Origin of the sequence: Peribacillus faecalis, assembly GCF_014712675.1 — a bacterium.
In the GTDB taxonomy this organism is placed as follows: Bacteria; Bacillota; Bacilli; order Bacillales; family DSM-1321; genus Bacillus_AD; species Bacillus_AD faecalis.
Genome location: NZ_JACXSI010000030.1, coordinates 26,375 through 44,564, shown reverse-complemented (window position 1 = coordinate 44,564; position 18,190 = coordinate 26,375). Strand labels below are relative to the sequence as shown.

The 18,190-nt window shown below is 38.4% G+C and carries 15 protein-coding genes and 1 pseudogene; 2 read left to right on the top strand and 14 right to left on the bottom strand.

Annotation, left to right across the window (positions count from 1 at the left end; all coding sequences use genetic code 11):
- Window positions 1-458: 458 nt before the first annotated feature.
- From IEO70_RS12825 to IEO70_RS12805, 5 genes are all read right to left on the bottom strand, one after another.
- Entirely contained in the window at window positions 459-929 is a 471-nt protein-coding gene (locus IEO70_RS12825) for a hypothetical protein (RefSeq protein WP_190998771.1), read from the bottom strand.
- A complete protein-coding gene (locus tag IEO70_RS12820; RefSeq protein ID WP_190998770.1) occupies window positions 919-1,299 on the bottom strand; it encodes a hypothetical protein in 381 nt (126 codons plus the stop codon). Before IEO70_RS12820 ends, IEO70_RS12825 begins: the two co-directional genes overlap by 11 nt.
- Window positions 1,300-1,576: 277 nt before the next feature.
- Complete coding sequence (locus IEO70_RS12815) at window positions 1,577-2,386, bottom strand: DUF368 domain-containing protein (protein ID WP_190998769.1); 810 nt, start codon at window positions 2,384-2,386, stop codon at window positions 1,577-1,579.
- Window positions 2,387-2,543: 157 nt separating this feature from the next.
- The gene (locus IEO70_RS12810; RefSeq protein WP_190998768.1) at window positions 2,544-3,056 is read right to left on the bottom strand and encodes a VanZ family protein; all 513 of its coding nucleotides are present in this window, start codon (window positions 3,054-3,056) and stop codon (window positions 2,544-2,546) included.
- 270 nt (window positions 3,057-3,326) lie between these two features.
- The gene (locus tag IEO70_RS12805; RefSeq protein ID WP_190998767.1) at window positions 3,327-4,649 is read right to left on the bottom strand and encodes a PcsB-like coiled-coil domain-containing protein; all 1,323 of its coding nucleotides are present in this window, start codon (window positions 4,647-4,649) and stop codon (window positions 3,327-3,329) included.
- A gap of 385 nt (window positions 4,650-5,034) precedes the next feature.
- Between IEO70_RS12805 and IEO70_RS12800 the strand changes: the two genes are divergently transcribed.
- Window positions 5,035-5,991: a patatin-like phospholipase family protein gene (locus tag IEO70_RS12800; protein WP_190998766.1), complete on the top strand. Its 957-nt coding sequence runs from the start codon at window positions 5,035-5,037 to the stop codon at window positions 5,989-5,991.
- A 22-nt stretch (window positions 5,992-6,013) separates the two neighbouring features.
- Here the strand turns inward: IEO70_RS12800 and IEO70_RS12795 are convergent, their stop codons facing one another.
- The 6 genes from IEO70_RS12795 to IEO70_RS12770 form a co-directional block, all read right to left on the bottom strand.
- On the bottom strand, window positions 6,014-6,550 hold the full coding sequence (locus tag IEO70_RS12795; RefSeq protein ID WP_190998765.1) for a GNAT family N-acetyltransferase: 537 nt from the start codon (window positions 6,548-6,550) through the stop codon (window positions 6,014-6,016).
- Window positions 6,551-6,810: 260 nt separating this feature from the next.
- Complete coding sequence (locus tag IEO70_RS12790; protein WP_190998764.1) at window positions 6,811-7,641, bottom strand: crotonase/enoyl-CoA hydratase family protein; 831 nt, start codon at window positions 7,639-7,641, stop codon at window positions 6,811-6,813.
- Window positions 7,642-7,803: 162 nt separating this feature from the next.
- Window positions 7,804-12,255 (bottom strand): coiled-coil domain-containing protein, encoded by a 4,452-nt coding sequence (locus IEO70_RS12785; RefSeq protein WP_190998763.1) that lies wholly within the window; start codon window positions 12,253-12,255, stop codon window positions 7,804-7,806.
- Window positions 12,233-12,979, bottom strand: a complete 747-nt coding sequence (locus tag IEO70_RS12780) for a DUF6063 family protein (RefSeq protein ID WP_190998762.1) — start codon at window positions 12,977-12,979, stop codon at window positions 12,233-12,235. Before IEO70_RS12780 ends, IEO70_RS12785 begins: the two co-directional genes overlap by 23 nt.
- Complete coding sequence (locus IEO70_RS12775; RefSeq protein ID WP_235973604.1) at window positions 12,980-14,488, bottom strand: hypothetical protein; 1,509 nt, start codon at window positions 14,486-14,488, stop codon at window positions 12,980-12,982.
- Window positions 14,479-15,540: a Wadjet anti-phage system protein JetD domain-containing protein gene (locus IEO70_RS12770; protein WP_190998760.1), complete on the bottom strand. Its 1,062-nt coding sequence runs from the start codon at window positions 15,538-15,540 to the stop codon at window positions 14,479-14,481. The genes IEO70_RS12775 and IEO70_RS12770 overlap by 10 nt, the downstream gene beginning before the upstream one ends.
- Window positions 15,541-15,783: 243 nt before the next feature.
- Between IEO70_RS12770 and IEO70_RS12765 the strand changes: the two genes are divergently transcribed.
- On the top strand, window positions 15,784-16,560 hold the full coding sequence (locus IEO70_RS12765; protein WP_190998759.1) for an SDR family oxidoreductase: 777 nt from the start codon (window positions 15,784-15,786) through the stop codon (window positions 16,558-16,560).
- A 78-nt stretch (window positions 16,561-16,638) separates the two neighbouring features.
- Here IEO70_RS12765 and fadH read toward each other — a convergent pair.
- The 3 genes and pseudogenes from fadH to IEO70_RS12750 all read right to left on the bottom strand — a co-directional run.
- Window positions 16,639-17,292 (bottom strand): annotated as a pseudogene (gene fadH / locus IEO70_RS12760) (2,4-dienoyl-CoA reductase); the annotation flags it as partial.
- A gap of 93 nt (window positions 17,293-17,385) precedes the next feature.
- Complete coding sequence (locus tag IEO70_RS12755) at window positions 17,386-17,769, bottom strand: MaoC/PaaZ C-terminal domain-containing protein (protein ID WP_190998758.1); 384 nt, start codon at window positions 17,767-17,769, stop codon at window positions 17,386-17,388.
- Window positions 17,770-17,781: 12 nt separating this feature from the next.
- Window positions 17,782-18,180, bottom strand: a complete 399-nt coding sequence (locus IEO70_RS12750; protein WP_328820930.1) for an FAS1-like dehydratase domain-containing protein — start codon at window positions 18,178-18,180, stop codon at window positions 17,782-17,784.
- Between the last annotated feature and the right edge of the window lie 10 nt (window positions 18,181-18,190).

Sequence of the window (18,190 nt, the reverse complement as noted above, 5' to 3'; positions counted from 1 at the left end):
AGCATACCTCTCTTAAGATTGGGCATTTTTTGAAATCCACTTGTTTTCTCCTTACTTTTCTTCGCTACTTGCTTCGTTTAGTTTTTTTATTTTCACAGAAAAAACCGTCACCGGTCCTTTTTCATTTTTGATTTTACTCCCCGATACTACTTCAATGAAAAATGAGACATGCGGGAACCGAAAAGCGGAAGCGGCCCCCAAGTAAGGAACAGCGACTAAGAACACTACGTCCGCATATCTTCGTCGCTGTGACTCTCGTCCTGAGAGCCTCCGACCTGCATAAGACGAATCACGTAGGAAATTGTAAAATTTCTGAAGTGGTTTGGCTTATGACCTCGAGGTGCTGGGCGCTGGAGCTGGACGTCTATACACTTTTTCAACTTATACACCATGTGATTTTATAATTCCTAAATATTCAAAAACCCCCTGAAAGAATCTCTTTCAGGGGGTGAAGAAAATTACTGTCTAAAAATTATCGCGATTACTTCATCTAATGTCATGTCACTCTGAACTTCAAACGTCCCAGGACGCAAATCATGAACTAAATCTTTTTGTTCGACAAGTTTAGTAAAATCCTGTCTGTTCGCAATAATTTTTGCGCTCACTAGTGCATCACCGACATCAATGCTTGTCATGCCTTGTGTAACGGTAATCATAGTTCGGTAAACAACTGTCTCTGTTGTTTCTTCAGGTGCTGCTTGTTCTTGACTTTCTTCAGCTTCAATTTGAGCTGCAGCCAGTTCATCAGCATATTCTACTTCCGTTAAAACTTTATAACCTTCGTTAGTAAGAGCTGTTTTCATTTCTTCAGTTGATAAACTTCCTTGTTCTCCATTGGAAGAATCACCCGAAAGAAAATAAACAGAGCCGCTCACTACTGTTGCCAACAAAAGCCCTGCTGCAAAGCTGCGAATTAAATTAGCTTTCATCGTCAACATTTCCTCTCTTCGGTTTTATCGTTTTAAATGGTTCAATCATTTTTTCAATTTCATTTTCTGATAGGTTTGTTTTAGCGGCAATTGTTTTAAGTGAATACTTACGTCTATGTAAATCTACTACTTCACGTAAAACGGCACGTTGCTCAGAAGAACTTTTAAGATTTGCTTCATAAGCAAGAATTTCAAGATCCAATTCCACATTAGAAATTTGTTCTTGCAGCTGATTTACTTCTTTAATAAATGTTGCAGAAAGCACTTCATTTTCTCGTTTTTGATCCTGCTTAGTCTTGCTAGCTATATAAAACGATAAAATGAGCAACACAACAGCAGCTGCTAGTAAAATAGCTAAAGCCCATTCCATCACCTATTCCTCCCTTACTTCAATCTAAAAACCCTTACGATAAACTATTATACAACTTAAATAGCTAAATAGCATGTTAATAGAAAATTACAAATTTTACATTTTGAAATATAAAAGCAGTATAACCCACGAAGAATTATACTGCTTCCATTTAGCTTTAGGAAATTATAAAAATTCATATTGTATATAAGCCAAAACAATTGTATCAAAGTTCAGCTTCTGCGCCCAGCACCTATTGCCCTTCAGCAACGTCTTTGTAACTCTCATCCTGAGAGCTTTATGCGTTCTTTCTGCTGAAATACAATGTAATACCTAATCCTGCCGCGAATGTTGCAATTGATGCAACCATAGTTCCTGTACTTGATGGAACTCCCGGGAAAACGACAAAAATCGAACCTACGATCAAACCGATAATGACTGCATACGTCATAAAGTGATGATTTTTCAGCAAATAGCTAATAACCTTACTGCTGACGATAAAGCCAAGTGCAACCCCTGCACCTACAACCATAATGATTGGGATGTTAAAGCTTGAAATAGCCGCGATCACAGATGAATAAACACCTAAAATTAACAATATGAATGAACCGCTAATGCCGGGAAGCAACATCGCCATACTGGCCATCCATCCTGAGAAAAAAAGACCGATTCCCGATTTTAAAGATAATGATGTAATAACCGCCGTTTCAACAGGTTTTACAAAAGCTAATGATGCAAGGAAAATAGCCACAATTGTAAGAATTACATAATGTTTAGTTGTAAACTGGCTTTTCACATCTGCTTCTTTCACAATAAAAGGCAATACGCCGATAATTAATCCAAGAAAAAAGAATTGTGTAGGATCGTAATGATTTTCCAATAAATAATCGATCAGCTTGCTCAGCAATAGAATTGCTGAACCCATTCCAATTGCAAGAGGAATTAAGAATCCAATATGCTTTTTCCACTCTCTGCTGAAAAATCCGTTTATAGAAGCTAACAATCTGTCATATATACCTAAAATAAAGGCAACAGTGCCTCCGCTTACACCTGGAATCAAATCACTGACTCCCATAAGCATACCCTTATAAATATTTTTCCATTCCACTGTAATGTATTTACCTCCGAAATATAAATATCTGATATACATAGTACCGTTAAACTATGGAGCAATTCAAGGTGAACTATTACAAATTCCGCAATGAAAGTTTTTCCAATATAAACTTTATGAATCTTCGGTGCTAGCTTATCAATAATTATCTATTTTAGGCATTATAAATAACCAGACCTAAAACGCTTAGTATTGCTGCTATTGGTGCAATTAGTGTCACAGCAAACTTAACTTTACTAAAAACCACGAACTTCTTTAATAATATTCTATAAGCTATTATTCCTATAAAGCCACCTAATCCATTCAAAATTACATCATCAATGTCACTAGCGCCAACTTTAAATACGAATTGTAGGATTTCAACTAATGTACTAATTAAAATTATCCATGAAATATTTTTTAATATGCTTTTTTCTTGAATAAATAGAGGTAAATAAACCCCTAAAGGGACAAATAAAACAATATTACCTACTACATTAGAAAACGCAAATGCACGCAAAAGTTTATTGTCACTAAACAGATAACTGCCTATACTGTGAAATGGCACAATATTTATTGAACTAAACGAATGTGCCTTCATAAAGAGTAACCCAAATAGTATTACTAAATAAAATGCAAAAACTGAATACAATAAAATATTCAGTAGTATTTGTTGCCGAATTTTCATAACCTTTTCCTTTTCAAATTTAATGCTTTAACATATTTAATATTAAAAGGTAAGCAATTTGTACTTTCATTACTATGACTATCTACTAACAAGAACCAAACTAGTTAATTATCAAGATATTTTGACGATCCCCATTAAAACGAATTATCCAATAAATGTTTGTTCTTATTGTAACCCATTATTTGAAGGGTATCCATTTTCAACATCATTCTTTATCAGAGCCAAAAAAAAGAAACAACCGCGATATCGGTTGTTTCTTCTCACTATAAATTATATTGCCGCTCCAGCTCTTCCTAAATAGTTATAAACGTTTTTAACCCAATTGACATTTAAATTGTTAGGATCGTTCGTTGCGCCAACAGGCGAATATCTTGAATGAATTGCTTCAACAGTGTATAAGCCATCGTTAATATATAGACGCGTTAATACAGATCCCATGTATTTTATACTATCTTCAATCGAATTAAATTTCATAGGCCCGTTGAAAATAAATCCGCCTACATTGTTATAGTTATTTAACCAAGCGCTATTGCCGCCCGTTTCAGACATTGCTATTGCCGCCATAAATGCCGGATTGATTCCATAAGAATGTCCCACTTGATAAAAGACAGAACCATAGCCACTTAACTTCCCTGTTAAGATATTCTCAACACTTGAAGCCGTAACACCTGACATATTACGGACATCAAATCCTCTGCCAGACGATGCCGTATTGGAGCTTATGTTGCTATTATTATTAGAAGAACCACTGTTAGATGACGAACCATTGGAAGCCGAATTCTGACTTTCTTGAGCCTGTTTCTCTTCCTCAAGTCTTCTTTGTTCTGCTAATTTTCTCTGTTCTTCTTCTTTTATTTGCTGATCCAAACTATTAGATTCTTGCTCCAACTGAGCGAACTCTGCTTGAAGTGACGAGATGTTATCAATTGTCCAGCCATATTTGCTGTTCAACTCTTCCATATACTCGTTTTTCTTTTGCTGTTGCGCATCCAATTCAGCTTTTGTTCGATCAAGCTCTGCTTGGACCTTTTCAGCTTCTGCCAATTCAGCTTTTGCCTCTAATTTTAGGTTATTATATTCCTCTTCTTCTTTCTCATATGTATCCATAAGAGATTGATCAGAATCAATAATGTACGAAACAGTTAAAGCGCGATTAACAAAATCTGCAATACTATTAGATTCAATTAGAATTGAGAAAATACTGGAGTCAGACTGTTGTTCCTGCAGAGCAACAAGTCGATTCGAGATGATTTTCAAACGCTTATCAAGCTGTTCCTTCGCTTCTTGTTCTTTAATCTCTAACTCGGCAATTCGCTCTTTAATTTGTATCAGCTCTGAAGTTTGTTCATACATTTGGATTTCTAAGTTGGCAACTTGCAAGGATAGAGCTTGTAATTCTTCATATGCCTGTTGCTTTTGTGCAGCTAGTTCTTCAGCCTCCGCCCTTTTTGCTGCCATATCCTCTTGTACAGCATCCGCTTGTTGATTGACAGCATCACGCTGTTCCGTTAATGAAGTAGCACTGACGGGTAAACTAACCGCGAGGGTTGTAATGAGGGCACTACTAATCATTAAATGTTTCTTCCAATTCAAAATGCAATCACATCCTATAAAATTCTGTTTACAATTGATGAAATGGTATTGCGACATCATCGAAATAAGAAATCGAAGAATTAATGTGAACTCTTCAACATTAATAGTCAATGATTCTCTCAACTATTAACTTTAGGCGGCCCAATACACATAAGGATAGCGTAATTCTTATTTGAGAATCAACCTAAAGAACTTCGAATGTCAGAAATTACTAGAGTTTTCTTGCTGTTTTTATATAAAAAAATCCAAATGTAAACATATATTTACATCAGTTACAGTAAATGAGCATATATTTTTTAATTCATCCTTTATTAAAATTCAGTTCAAACGATAAACAAATTTATTGGTTAAAATTATTTCAAATATTAAGTAAAGGGATTTAATTATGACTATAAACCCCATTAACAAACTAGAAGATTTGAAAATCGGGCTGGTATTAGCGGGAGGCGGCGCTAAAGGAGCATATGAGGCGGGAGTTTTTAAAGCTTTATCAGAATTGAATTTAATTGATTATATCGATGTGGTTTCCGGGACATCTGTTGGAGCTGTAAATGCTCTTTTACTGGCTATGAATGATAACAAAATGATGAAAGAAACTTGGACGCATCTTTCCTACTCAAAGTTAATCATATCACAAGAAAATATAAAAATGCATAAAACTCCGGTACTGATTGAAAAATTAAAAAGAGTGAGTAACGGTGAAAGTACGATCATCGAGGAATTGAAATCCAGTGATATCGGCTTGCTTTCCCAGCTGGGCGTCAAGCATTTCATAGAAGAATTTGTTGATATAAAACTGTTAAAAAAATCGAGCAAGAGCATATACGCCTGTGCTTACAATATCGATGACGAAAAACCTGATTATTTTAAGTTAAATGACTATAACAAGGAAGAAATGATAAATATAGTATTAGCTTCATGCGCAATTCCGTATATTTTTAGACCTATTGTCATAAATGGAAAACGATATGCTGATGGAGGCATAAAAAATCCCGCTTATTCACGTAATAATACCGACAATGTCCCGATTTATCCGCTTAAGAAGTATAATTTGAACTTTATAATTGTTACTCACCTTTCTTATGCGACAAAAGTAGAAGTAATCAATAATGCAATACCGATTATCAACATTTATCCATCGACACCGTTAGAAATGATTAATGGTGCCGGAAGCTTTAAAATCAGCAGAAATTCATTAGAAAAACATATAGAATTAGGTTACCGTGATGCTATGGTCATTTTAGCTCCAATCGTCATAAAGATTCTTAAAGGCATTGAATTTGAAGACTTAATAAAAAAGAATGATGAAAAAACAGCCGCTTACTTGATTGAAAAATCATGATTACCGGCTGTTTTCCTTACCTTTATCGACCCTGTTCCCATTCTTCACATAATAATCCCATTCTAATAGAATCATAATAGTTGCCATCATAAAAACGAACTTTCCGAATACGAGCTTCCATTTGCATTCCAAGCTTCTCGCCAACTCGAATCATGCGCTCGTTTCCGGACCAGGTTGTATATCCCACGCGCACAAGAGGCATAGAATGAAAGAGATGATCAATCCACAATTTCATCGCTCGAGTTCCTAGCCCTTTACCCCAATTGCCGCTTTCATAAAAAACAATGCCCATCTCCAGCCATAAAGACGGCTCATGTTCCCAATAATAAGACACCGTTCCACATATATTGCCACCTATTTCAATGACCCAAGGACTCTCTTTTCCAATCCATGATTGTCCAATCGGCAAAAATTCTTCATACGTCTTTGAAGCATGAGGATAATAAGGTGCATCCCATTTCTTCCATTCCGGCTGATTTACCTTATATACCAATTCCCAAAGTCGCTGCAGATCTTTCTCTTCCACAGGCCTGATAATTAATTCTCCATCATGATACATATAATCCCTCACCTCATAGCTGATTAGATACCTCTTCATCATTATGTATTTCAAGATTAATAGAGACGTTCTTTATTGATTTCTTGTAAAATCCATTAAATAATTTCTTAATTTCTTGCTTCTTAAGGACAGACTTCTTTGTTTGTTCGTCAATTTCATAGTTACATAATATTGCTTTTTCAAGGAAATTTCACCATTTCCTGTAAAATAATACGTACTTGAATGATTTGGATTTTGTATCCTTCATTCAAGTGCAACTGTTACTCTTCCTTCCACCAAGGATAGAATGAAGGCAGATCCTCACTTACTTTCATTGAAAATTGTGCCGGCCGTTTTTCCAAAAAGGAGGCTACTCCTTCTTTCGCATCTGATTGATTACCAAGATAGTGAATGATTTTCGATTCAATTTTGTGAGATTCCAGCGGATGAGAGGCGCCGAGCATTTTCCACAATAATTGTCTCGTAAGTGCTACTGAAACTGAGGAAGCGTTTTCGACAATTTCTTTCGCAATCTCCTTGGCAGTCGACATTAAGTCTAACGGAGAGGCGACTTCATTTACTAATCCGCTTATTAAAGCTTCCTCAGCTGTAATAATTTTTCCTGTCATCGTCCACTCCAACGCTTTACTGATACCGACAATCCTCGGCAAAAACCAGCCACTGCATGCTTCAGGCGCAATTCCACGACGAGTAAAGACAAAACCGAATTTTGAAGTGCTGCTTGCGATACGAATATCCATCGGCAATGTCATCGTTGCGCCGACTCCGATAGCAGCACCATTAATCGCCGCAATCATCGGCTTATTCATCTCAAAGATCCGCAAACTTAAGCGTCCGCCCCAATCACGAAATTCAGCTTCTTCGTTATCATCACTTGCAAACGTATCAGATCCTTTTCCTAAATCAGCTCCGGCACAAAATGCCCGTCCATTTCCCGTGACAATAATCGCTTTAATGTCATCATCCAAGTCAGCCCGATCCAAAATATCAATCAATTCATTAACCATCGCTTCTGTGAATGCATTCAAGCTTTCCGGCCGATTAAATATAATTGTTAAAATATGATTCTCTTTTTTGCAGATGAAATTCATAATAAGAACCCCGCTTTCTGTTTTTTGTTATTACAAAGTCCACATCGATAGATTTATATCCTATCATCATTTTATACCATTTAATGGTAGAACTATATGAAAATATTTGACAGAATAAGAAACAAGGTGAAAGCAAATGCCCTCACCCTGTTCATATAAATATTAAATGACTGGCTCTTCCTGATAAATACGGAATGCAGGTACAACTGTTTCTGTAACTATCTCCTTACCTTTTTCACGTAAGAAATCTAACTTATAATAGGAATCAAATCGTTGGCTGATTTCCGTTTTCACCAATTCAGGCGGTGTTACGACGATTAGCTGGAATTTTAATTTTTCCGCTACAGCAAAGATAGGATCGAGTACATGGGCAGATGCGGCTTGTCCGAATGGATTATCGCATACAAGTGGTACCCAGCTTTGATCTGCTTCACTTTTTACCGACAGTAGCATCATCATCATAACCATACGTGCAGACAGCTTTTGACCGCCACTGCCGTCTGATTTCGTTTTCGATCCTTGGTTGATCGTTTGCCATGTCGAATAATGCTCTTTTTGCGGCCTACCGTACATAAAAGCATTATCGGTGCGCATATTGTACACAAGCAGTTCCGGATAGCGATTTCTAAGTGATACAAACAGAATTTGCTCATCGCCGATCAGTTGTTTAATTTCATTGTCCAAGTCACGATTATTATCATCGATTGACTCGAACTTCGCTGTTATTTTTTCAATTGCCGAAACGAAGTGCTGTTTTAGCAATGGTTCGATATCTTCCGCTTTTTTCGGCAGAATATCTTCTTTTAATGTCACAAGCGGGAATGCACCGCGTTCGTTTTTAATCTTCATTTTAGCGATCATTGAACGGATTGCATCACTTATGCTCATTACCTTCATGCTGGCACGGCTCGCCCAGAATGTTTGAGCACGCTCAGCACGTTCTTTATCTCTTTCAAGCTGTTCCAAGCCGCTTGCCGAGAAGCGTTTCATATTGAGCAAGATGCCTTGTATATGTTCGTAATGGCGAGTGTCGAGATGATCCAATGTCATTAACACATCGTTTTTAAAACGAAGCTCCCAATCCTTGCCTTCGATCAGCAGCTTTAATTTACGCAATGCCTGATCGGCTCTGATTCGTTTTTCTTTTTCCTCTTCCTGCAAGTTTTGGTGTTTTTCGCACCATGCCAAAATACAAGCTTTTCCTTGTTTTTGAATTTGCTCAAGATCATCTGTCTCAAAAGCGGCAGCCTCTTCTTTTAAAATCATCGACAGTGTAATTCTGTCGCCTTTATGAGCAGCGATACTTGCTTCTGTTTCGCTGAATAGCTTTTCCGTCTTCTTTAGTTCACTTTTCGTGAGCTTTGTGCGGTCTTTGATTTCTGATTCTTTCACATCAAGATCGTCTTCCCATTTTTCAGGTTGCTTCCCGTGCTTCGATACTTTCTTTTCCGCTTTATCACATTGCTCTTCTGTATGCTTTAATGTTGTTTCAGCAACGGTAACGGCAGTCCCTTGTTCACGTTCAGTCTTCTCACTATCTTTTGCTTCTTTTTTAGCTGCTTGCAGCATTTCTTCCAAAATGTTCATTGGTTCCCCGGCAACTTCCACTGACTTCCAATCTGGGTTTTGCGACTGCAGTTTTTTCTCGATCTTCTTCTGTTGCTTTCGTTCCGCTTCACGGTTAGCCTGAATCGCAAGCAGTTCCTGTGCTTGTTCTTCTTTCGACTTTTGAAGCTGCTTTAATTCATGAATGCTTCCTTTAATGTCATCAAGCACATGCAATGACAGGCTCGGAGTTTCCCCATCATATGGAACTGTTTCTGCAGGCGGAAAATGAACGTCATCAACAAACTGTTGAATTTCTTTCATTTCCTGCTCCAAAGTTAGTTTCCATTCCATATGCGTCTGATTCCATTGCATTGTCATTTGCTGCAATTCTTCATTTTCTTTCTCGACTTCCGTCTGTTCAGATAAAAGAAGCTGATATTTTTTATCTTTCTCTGCTTTTACGCGTTTGTTTTCTTCATTTTCTTCTTTTTCTTTTTCAAGCAGCTCTAATGTTTCTATATCTTTCATGCATGTTTCAATAATCTTTTTCGTTGCTTCGACTTTTTCATGTAAAACCGTTTGCTGCTCTTTCTCTTTCTCTTCGTCTTTTAAAATCGATTGCAATTCATCTTTAGTAGCACGAATAGCCGCTTCTTCTATTTGAATGTTTTTTTCAATTTCAATACAAAGCGTTCCTGCTGATAGACGATCGATATCTTTAATTGTACGGCGAAGCTCATTTTCTGTTTTGGAGATTTCGTTTAATATATCACGCTTCTCCTCAATTTGCTTCGTCATTTCTGTTTGCCATGTAGAAAAAGCTTGATAATCTGTCAGAAGCGTTTCTTCTGTCCCGTGAATAACGACGAAAGATGACTTGTCTTCCCCTTGCATTTCTTCACGCATATATATAGGAACAGGGCTTTTGAACATTCTCCCTTTAAGCACTTGCTGATTAATTTTTTGCCATTGGTTTTGATAAACGACTAAACCATAAGGCAGTAAAGGATATGTTTGCAAGTGCTGGATTCGTTCTTCCTCATTTAACGTTTGTAAAAACTGTGTGCCGTAAAAGACGTCAATTCCGGTCTTTTCATCAATCCATTCTTTCAGCTCTTTTATATCTTGATTGGCAATCCAATAATGTTCATCATTTAAATATTGATCGACTTGCAACTCCCACAGCTCTTTTTTCAGTTGCTCGCTTTGCTCATTATTTTGATGGAGCAATTCTTCAATTCTGGAACTATATTTAGAGAGCTGCGCATGTGAGAACGGACCTGTTGCATCATGTAAAAGCATTTGCAAGCGCTCAAGCAATTCAAACTCTGTCTGTTGTTGCTTATTGAATGCCTCTCGCAGTTCATTGCATTTCACTTCTTGATGCTGCAGTGATTGACGAAGTTCTCCGACCGTCAATGAAATCGTGTTTTGCTTTTCGATCGATTGTTTTTCTTTTTGCTGAAGCGTCTCCAACTCTGACTTATAGCTATCTTGTTTTTGCTTCAATGATTCGATGTAGCCGGGCAAGTCATATTTCAGACGGTCCCCGAACAACTTAATTAGTTCTTCCTGCTTCATTTCAAATTCATGTGTTTTTGTATAAAGACTATCGATTTCTGTTTTAATTTGCGCGATTTCAGCTGTCTTTTTCTTATCGACTTGCGTCAGTTCTTTCGCTCGCTTTTCATTATGACGTTTAAAACTTAAGAAATGCTCATTTTCTTCTTTAATAGCAGTAAAAGCTTGATCCCAAATTAGTTTTGCTTCCTTTTTGATTTCTTCCATGCGAAGATTAACTTCTTCTAAACCGCTGTTTTTCTCCAACGTTTCAATTTGCTGTGTAAGCGAAGCAATGGTTTGCTCAATATCGCTCCATTCTTTTAACTGAACAGCGAATGACAGCTCGTCTTTCTTTTCATTCCGTTCTTGGACGAGTTTTTTCAATTCTTCATGTTTTGCTTTTTCTTCAGTTAATTGCTTTTGCCATTTTGCCAGTTCTTGATGAGCTCTTGCATATTCTAAGTTGTCTTTCTCGAATCTTAGCTGCTCAGTTTGTTCGTTCAGTTCCTCCAGCTTCTTCTCTAATGCCACTAATGCATCTTTTTCGAGCTCAATGACATGATCGAGCGCGCCAAGTAGCTGTTGACCTTGCACCGTACTTGCTGTTACCACTTTTTGATGCTCGACACCAACTGCAATCTGCTCTTCGAACGGCACGATATCTTCCAAAAATTCTTTATGTGCTTGTTCACGCTTTAACAAGACCGGCAAATCCTTGGCAATACTGGCTTGGCTTTTGAAAATCTCAACAAGATCGTTCTTTTGATGCTCAGCACGATGAAGGACTCCGCTCACTGTCGGAATGATTCGCTTTTGGAAAAGCGAATGATCGTCTTCCGCACCTTCAAAGTATTTACCGACACCGCCCTCATCCTTATTGATGTCCTTCATAATGTCCCAATCTTTACGGTTAATTCCGTATGTATCAAGGATTCGGTAATGCTTCTTCGTATCGCGGTACACATCATAACCGTTCCATTTGAAGTAGTCTTTCAGTTCCTCCGTTTCAGCAACCTTACCATCTTCAAATAAAGGAATATGCTCTAAAGCTACATCTTCTTTTCTGTCGAATTCTCGAGCGTAAAAAGTTATATTCGGTATGATTCTATCTTGTTTTTCCGTTGATTGATCATCAGCGCCTTCTTCATTAAAGGAAATACGTTGCTCAGCCGAGAACATCCCACCTGTCACAAGATGTCGTTTATCGGCGCCATCAAGTTCCCATTGAATTAATACATGGAATGTATACGGGATAAACTGTTCATTTTTATTGAAGAAAAATTGCTGATAATAACGGTTATTTTGTTTTCCCCAAGCCGTTCCCGGCTTTAAAACTTGGAAAATTGTCTGTAAAAATACGCCCTTGCCTCCACCATTCATCATGGCAATCAGCCCGTTCGTCGAAGTAATATCATTATGAAAATCAAAGGTTGTATCTTGATATTGCTTCTGCATACCGTCATATTTCAAACCAACTATTCTAATGCGATGGATCTTCGGCATGTTCTTCCTCCTCCTTCGTCATTAATTCTTTCATAGCTTCATAGCGGTCATAGTCATGATATAAATACTCAATCCGTTCAAACAGCTCCTGCTTAGGAATCGCTTTTGGTATGTCATCACGGTCAAGGACAACAATCAACCCTTCTGTCTCCAATACACGCATAGCTGTTGCTATCAGACCAATCCGTGTACGCTTGTTGCCTTTTTTCTGCGTCCATTCATTCGTATCTACTTCCATATGCGTCCACGTTGTTACAATCTCGTTCATATCAATCATTTCCTCTTCGCCGAAATGCGTATTTTCCTTCAGCATAAGCGACCAGCCGACTACCAGTTCATTTACTTTTCTCTCAAGCGCATAAAAAGTGATGCCTTCACGCTTAGTGCGGATTTTTGCTGCCTGATTTTGATCGACCGCCGCAATGAAAGCCATCATAATGATGCTGAGCAAATTAAAATGTTTCTTGCTCTCGACTTGACGATGTTTATCGCGCATATGTGTGAAGTTCGTCGCAAATACCGAACCTGTCGGCTGTACAACAAGATGAATTCGTTTTGGAGATTCAACAAGAAATGTTCCGGCCTCGTCACAAAGCATGAGCACAACTTGTCTCACATCCGGCTCATAATATAATTGAAAGTATTCGCTGTCTTCATCGATTACTTTTTCTTTTAGTAATGCGAAATACACAGCTGACGCTTTTTTTATCGTTTCTGCATTCATCTATTTGCCTTCCTTTATACATAATTTAAATGGCGTAATTTTTGTCCGGTACCATATAATCGGTTCTGCGCGATGGTCGAATTCCGTATACAGTTCAGCGCCTTCAAGCACTTTGAATTCTGGATGCTCATTGATTAATTTATGGAGAAGAATTTCTCGTTCATCACTAAGTTCCGCTTCCTTGCGGTCATTAACCCGCACGCGGAGGGGTTTGCGGTCGAACATCATCCATAAATCGACCGTCTCGCTCTCAGCAAACCATTCATCTTGTGCTTCAAGAGGCAATTGTCCTAAATCCGCTAAAGAAAATTCGCCAAATCTCTGCAAGTGCTCAAAAACATGCTTCCAGGCACTGACAACAGAAGACCAGTCTGTTACTCTTTTCTCGATTAATTCATCTTCTTTTTCTTCCTCTTCTTCGATGTCAACAATTAATCTGTCCGCTAACTCCTGCTCGCCCCATATCCAATCAAGCGGCAAAATGAATTCATTTTTAGGTGAAAATAACGGCGCCAAAATTTGTTCGACAACAGTGAAGTCCTTTACGCCTTCTTTCATAAGCCAATTTTCATATATATGCTCACGGAAGGACACTAAACTATGCTCCCAGAACAAGGACGGATTTTCAGCCTTCAGTTTCATTTCGTAGGAAATATTTTGAATTACAAGCTTGGCGAAGCGATCATGCAATTGTCTCGTATGCTCAAATTTGTCCTGTAGCACAATCAGTTCTTTTTGCACTTGATCGCTTTCTTCCGTTCTTCTCGCTTTTTCGAGCATAGAAGTAATTGTTCTGAAATGATTTTTTTCCTCTTCAAATTGCTTTTCAATTTCAGCTCGGTTATCTTCTCGCTGACGCTCCTGCTCAATCACTAATATTTTCGGATTGTTCATCATCTCTTTTTGGAAAGCATATTCCTTTGCCATTAAGCGATTAACTCGTGAAACGAGATGATCCAAGTTTCGAGTCGCTTTTTTGAAATTGCCGTTCTTAATCAGCTGCATACTGTACAGCTGTTCAATTGTTATCGAGAATTCTTCCGCCATCTCTCGGCTCATAAAAATCATTTCTTGGGCAACGTCTGTTAATTTATAAACTATCGAACCGCCCATTTCCAGATTCGTATACAGTTCATCCATCGTCACGTAACGGAACGTCTGCGTTTCCCATGATTTTTTATTTTCATTAAAATACAGCGCTTCGAAAGGCTTGCTGTATTCTTCTTTACCTTGATAGAGCAGACCGCTCGTAATTCGCTCTATTTGCTTTTCATCTGCTTCAAGCTTCATTTGCTTTACAATATCCTCAACCATGAAGGAAATATCTGATTTGCTTCGGTCGCTGTCATCATTCAGCTCACGGTAAAAAATCGTCAACAAAACCTGCATCAAGATTGATTGTATGTATGGTTTCAGTTCGCCGATTTCCATCCCTTTTCCAAGCTCAAACAGCGGATTGAGCCTCTGCATACGTTGTGCGAACCCTTCCCATGATTCGTTCAAGTCCATCTCCCCCATGATTCTATTGTCAATACTTCCTGCGGTATACGTTTTCGTTGTTGCCATAAATCCATCATGATCGCTTTCTCATCCTCTGAGAACCATGTGAAGAAGGCATCACGGTCTGTTTCGTTTTCAACCTGTTTTAACTGATCATTTGCCTGTTCGCTACAATCCAACATTTTTCGATAAATTTTTAATGCCGGTTGCATCGCATAGTCTTCGTATCGTTTCTTCAGGCGGACAAAAATACTGTATCCTTCCGCGTCGATGTCTCCCGCATAATAAAATAAATAATCGTTCGGCGGAAAAAGACGTTCAAAGAACGAAAGACTGCTTTCAATCTGCTTGCCCGCTCCATAAATAATCAGCTCCGGCTCATAATCGAGTTGATTTCTTTCCATGAGCTTTATGCAAGTATGGTAGAATGATAGATTCTCTACAATAAGCACACGCTTTATATCTTTAATTTCTTTACCAGGCTTCAGCCAATGAACGAATGGCTGTCCTTCTTTTACAGCTTTAATCTGTTCGACAGTGACACCGATTCGTTGTAAGAATCCTTTTCCTTCCGGGAACAATTTATCATCCGTCAGAAATTTTTCATGACCGAACAATTGCAGACTTCTTTCTTCTATTGAAATAAGTTCTCGGGAATCATTTGAGTGGATAAAATGATATAAACTTTCAATCCGTTTCCATTCGGCATCTGTTTGCCATTCCGGATGATTTTCATAATAGGAGAAATCAAAGAGATCGCTCAGCTTCATCATTTGCAGTCGGTCCCATGTCGACTCTCCTTTTTTCACGTTTACCCAATAGTAGAGTGAAAGAGACGGGACTTTTCCGTTTTGCTGTTTATTGAGGATTGGCGTCATTTGCCCCTCTTCCTCCAGCAATCGTATGGCATCATAAAACATCGAGTAGCCATCCATATCGAAATAATCTTCCGTTTGCTGTCTTATTTGAAATTCAAGATCATTTATATTGATTTTTTTCTTTTGTTTCGGATGTTGAATATCTTCTATAAAACCTCTGACTTGCGTTTCAACACGATTCATTCATAAACCTTCTTTTCATGATAATTACTATAAAAGTATAACAAATGCTGTCAATGATGAACACCTATTAAACAAGGGATTTCATGCTATTTCAAAAGTTAGAAAAAACGGCACAGGTCCTTTTTCATTTTTGATTATATTCTTATATAGTAGATATATTCTTTTAACGGAAACCAAAGAGGGTTAAAATATAAATATGGATAAATATGTATTCCTGAACTAACTTTCAATTGGAGGGATCTTATGAGCGCACTTAAAGATAAAATCGCCATCGTGACAGGAGTAAGCCGTCAAAAAGGAATTGGAACCGCAATATGCAAAGAATTAGCTGAGGAGGGTTGCCATATCTTTTTCACGTATTGGACGGATTATGATCGCCGGATGCCGTGGAGCGTTGAATTGGAGGAGCCATTGAAATTGAAAGAGGAATTATTGCAAAGCGGCGTGTCAGTTTCATGTATGGAATTAGATTTAACTCACCATGATGCACCAGAGCTGCTAATCAATAAAGTCATTGAAAAGTACGGTATTCCTGATATTTTGATAAATAACGCCGCTTATTCGACTAATAATGATTTTTCTAATTTGACTGCTGATGAATTGGATAAACATTATAAGGTAAATGTTCGTGCGACAGCACTGTTAAGCAGTCAATTTGGGCAAAAGTTCAATAAGAAATCCGGAGGAAGGATTGTCAACATAACTTCAGGTCAGTTCCAAGGACCAATGCCGGGCGAATTGGCTTATGCCGCAACTAAAGGGGCTGTTGATGCGCTGACTATCACATTGTCGGCAGAATTAGCCCCGCTTGGCATAACTGTCAATGCCGTAAATCCGGGCCCTACTGATACCGGCTGGATGACTGAGGAAATTAAAAAGCAGCTGTACCCGATGTTTCCTTTTGGACGAATCGGTCAACCGAAAGATGTAGCAAAAGTCATTAAATTTTTGGTAAGCAGTGAAGCAGACTGGATTACGCGACAAATTATCCATTCCGAAGGCGGATTTAAAAGATTTTAATCAAAAAATAAATAAAAGCCGTTAAGTGACCATAGTAGTCATTATTGGCTTTCAAGCAATCAAATTATTAAACTTTGTCTAATTATTTAACCATTTGCCTCCATCAATCGTAATGCATTCTCCATTAATATATTCAGACTCAGGAGACAATAAGAAGTAAGCTAAACGAGCAACCTCTTCCACTTTTCCGAATCTTTTTAGCGGTATCGAATTAACTGCTTGCTCATATACGTTACGCTCCTCTACTAATCGCTTTACTCCCTCTGTATTTTCAATTGGTCCTGGGGCTATTGCATTTGCTCGAATTCCATACTTGCTGCCCCATTCGACCGCCAATGTTCGCGTTAATGACAGAACGCCCGCCTTCGCTGCTGCAGAATGAACGGTACCTGGGCCGGCACCCCACGCATAGGTTGCAACGATGTTCAAAATACTTCCTGATTGCTCTCTTTTAATCCACTCTTTCCCAACTGCCTGTGAGCAATACCAAGTGCCGTTTAACACTATATTTATAACAGAATTCCAGCCGTTTATAGACAGGTCCTCAGCCGCGCAAACGGAATTGCCGGCTGCATTATTGATCAAGCCGTCTATTTGGCCGAAGTGCTCTACAGCAGTCTATACCATTTTATTAACATCTTCCGGGTTACGGACATCCATCTGAAAGTCGAGTACGTTCCCTTGTAAAGATGCCAACTCTTGTTTTGCATCTCTTAAACGTTCGGCACTCCTCCTTTTCTATTTAATTAAATAAAAATAGAGCCGGGAGTTATGTGAGAATGCTGAAATAGAAGATGAAATCCGCAAGCTCTATCAGTATCCTAATCACTTTTTCTTTATCTCAAAATACGCTTTAACCTTTACTTCACCATCTTCATTCACAGCTTCCGCTTGGCAAATCCAGCGATTGGCAGTTTCTTCTACTACACTTCCGGTTACTGTAATTTTCTCACCGGGTCTTGTCATCGCTTTAAAACGAGAGGAAAACTTCGCTAAATCTTTGACGGAAAACCATTGCCCGATTGCTTGGCCGACAAATCCCATAATCATCATCCCGTGAGCAATTACTCCGCCCAGGCCTGCTGATTCAGCAAACGGCACAACGGTATGAATTGGATTAAAGTCACCGGATGCACCGGCATATTTGACAAGCTGCGTATGCGTAATTTCTTCTTTTACAAGCGGTTCAAAAACAGTGCCTGCTTCCATATTTTCTCCTCCTTAATGTCGCTCGATAATGGTCGAACGGGCAATTAGTACTGTTTCCCCGTTCTGATTTACAAATTCCTTTTTCAAAATGAAGAAATTCATCGCTGCTTTTACATAGACATTTTCCACAATACCGTTCACCGTAATTACATCGCCCGCTTTAATTTCGCCAAAGTATTCGTATTCCTGTTCACCATGCAGTACTTTCTTCACGTTTAAGTTAAGCAGTTCGGAAGTCGATGCCCCTCCTCCCCAGAAATCAATAACTGTCGGAAATGTCGGCATGATTGCTTCTCCGTTCAAATACTCTTCTTTTAGATCGCCTATTGCCAATGCCAACTCTTTAATTTTTGATTTTTCTACTGTAAAGGTGTAAGTTTCCAGCTTCTTTCCGATTAAATCTTCAATCACTTTATTCAAC

What these genes read in the sequence shown, in the direction of transcription:
- IEO70_RS12825 (WP_190998771.1), bottom strand. Translation starts at nt 929, where the DNA reads ATGAAAGCTAATTTAATTCGCAGCTTTGCAGCAGGGCTTTTGTTGGCA.
- IEO70_RS12820 (WP_190998770.1), bottom strand. Translation starts at nt 1,299, where the DNA reads ATGGAATGGGCTTTAGCTATTTTACTAGCAGCTGCTGTTGTGTTGCTC.
- IEO70_RS12810 (WP_190998768.1), bottom strand. Translation starts at nt 3,056, where the DNA reads ATGAAAATTCGGCAACAAATACTACTGAATATTTTATTGTATTCAGTT.
- IEO70_RS12800 (WP_190998766.1), top strand. Translation starts at nt 5,035, where the DNA reads ATGACTATAAACCCCATTAACAAACTAGAAGATTTGAAAATCGGGCTG.
- IEO70_RS12795 (WP_190998765.1), bottom strand. Translation starts at nt 6,550, where the DNA reads ATGTATCATGATGGAGAATTAATTATCAGGCCTGTGGAAGAGAAAGAT.
- IEO70_RS12790 (WP_190998764.1), bottom strand. Translation starts at nt 7,641, where the DNA reads ATGAATTTCATCTGCAAAAAAGAGAATCATATTTTAACAATTATATTT.
- IEO70_RS12785 (WP_190998763.1), bottom strand. Translation starts at nt 12,255, where the DNA reads ATGCCGAAGATCCATCGCATTAGAATAGTTGGTTTGAAATATGACGGT.
- IEO70_RS12780 (WP_190998762.1), bottom strand. Translation starts at nt 12,979, where the DNA reads ATGAATGCAGAAACGATAAAAAAAGCGTCAGCTGTGTATTTCGCATTA.
- IEO70_RS12775 (WP_235973604.1), bottom strand. Translation starts at nt 14,488, where the DNA reads ATGGACTTGAACGAATCATGGGAAGGGTTCGCACAACGTATGCAGAGG.
- IEO70_RS12770 (WP_190998760.1), bottom strand. Translation starts at nt 15,540, where the DNA reads ATGAATCGTGTTGAAACGCAAGTCAGAGGTTTTATAGAAGATATTCAA.
- IEO70_RS12765 (WP_190998759.1), top strand. Translation starts at nt 15,784, where the DNA reads ATGAGCGCACTTAAAGATAAAATCGCCATCGTGACAGGAGTAAGCCGT.
- IEO70_RS12755 (WP_190998758.1), bottom strand. Translation starts at nt 17,769, where the DNA reads ATGGAAGCAGGCACTGTTTTTGAACCGCTTGTAAAAGAAGAAATTACG.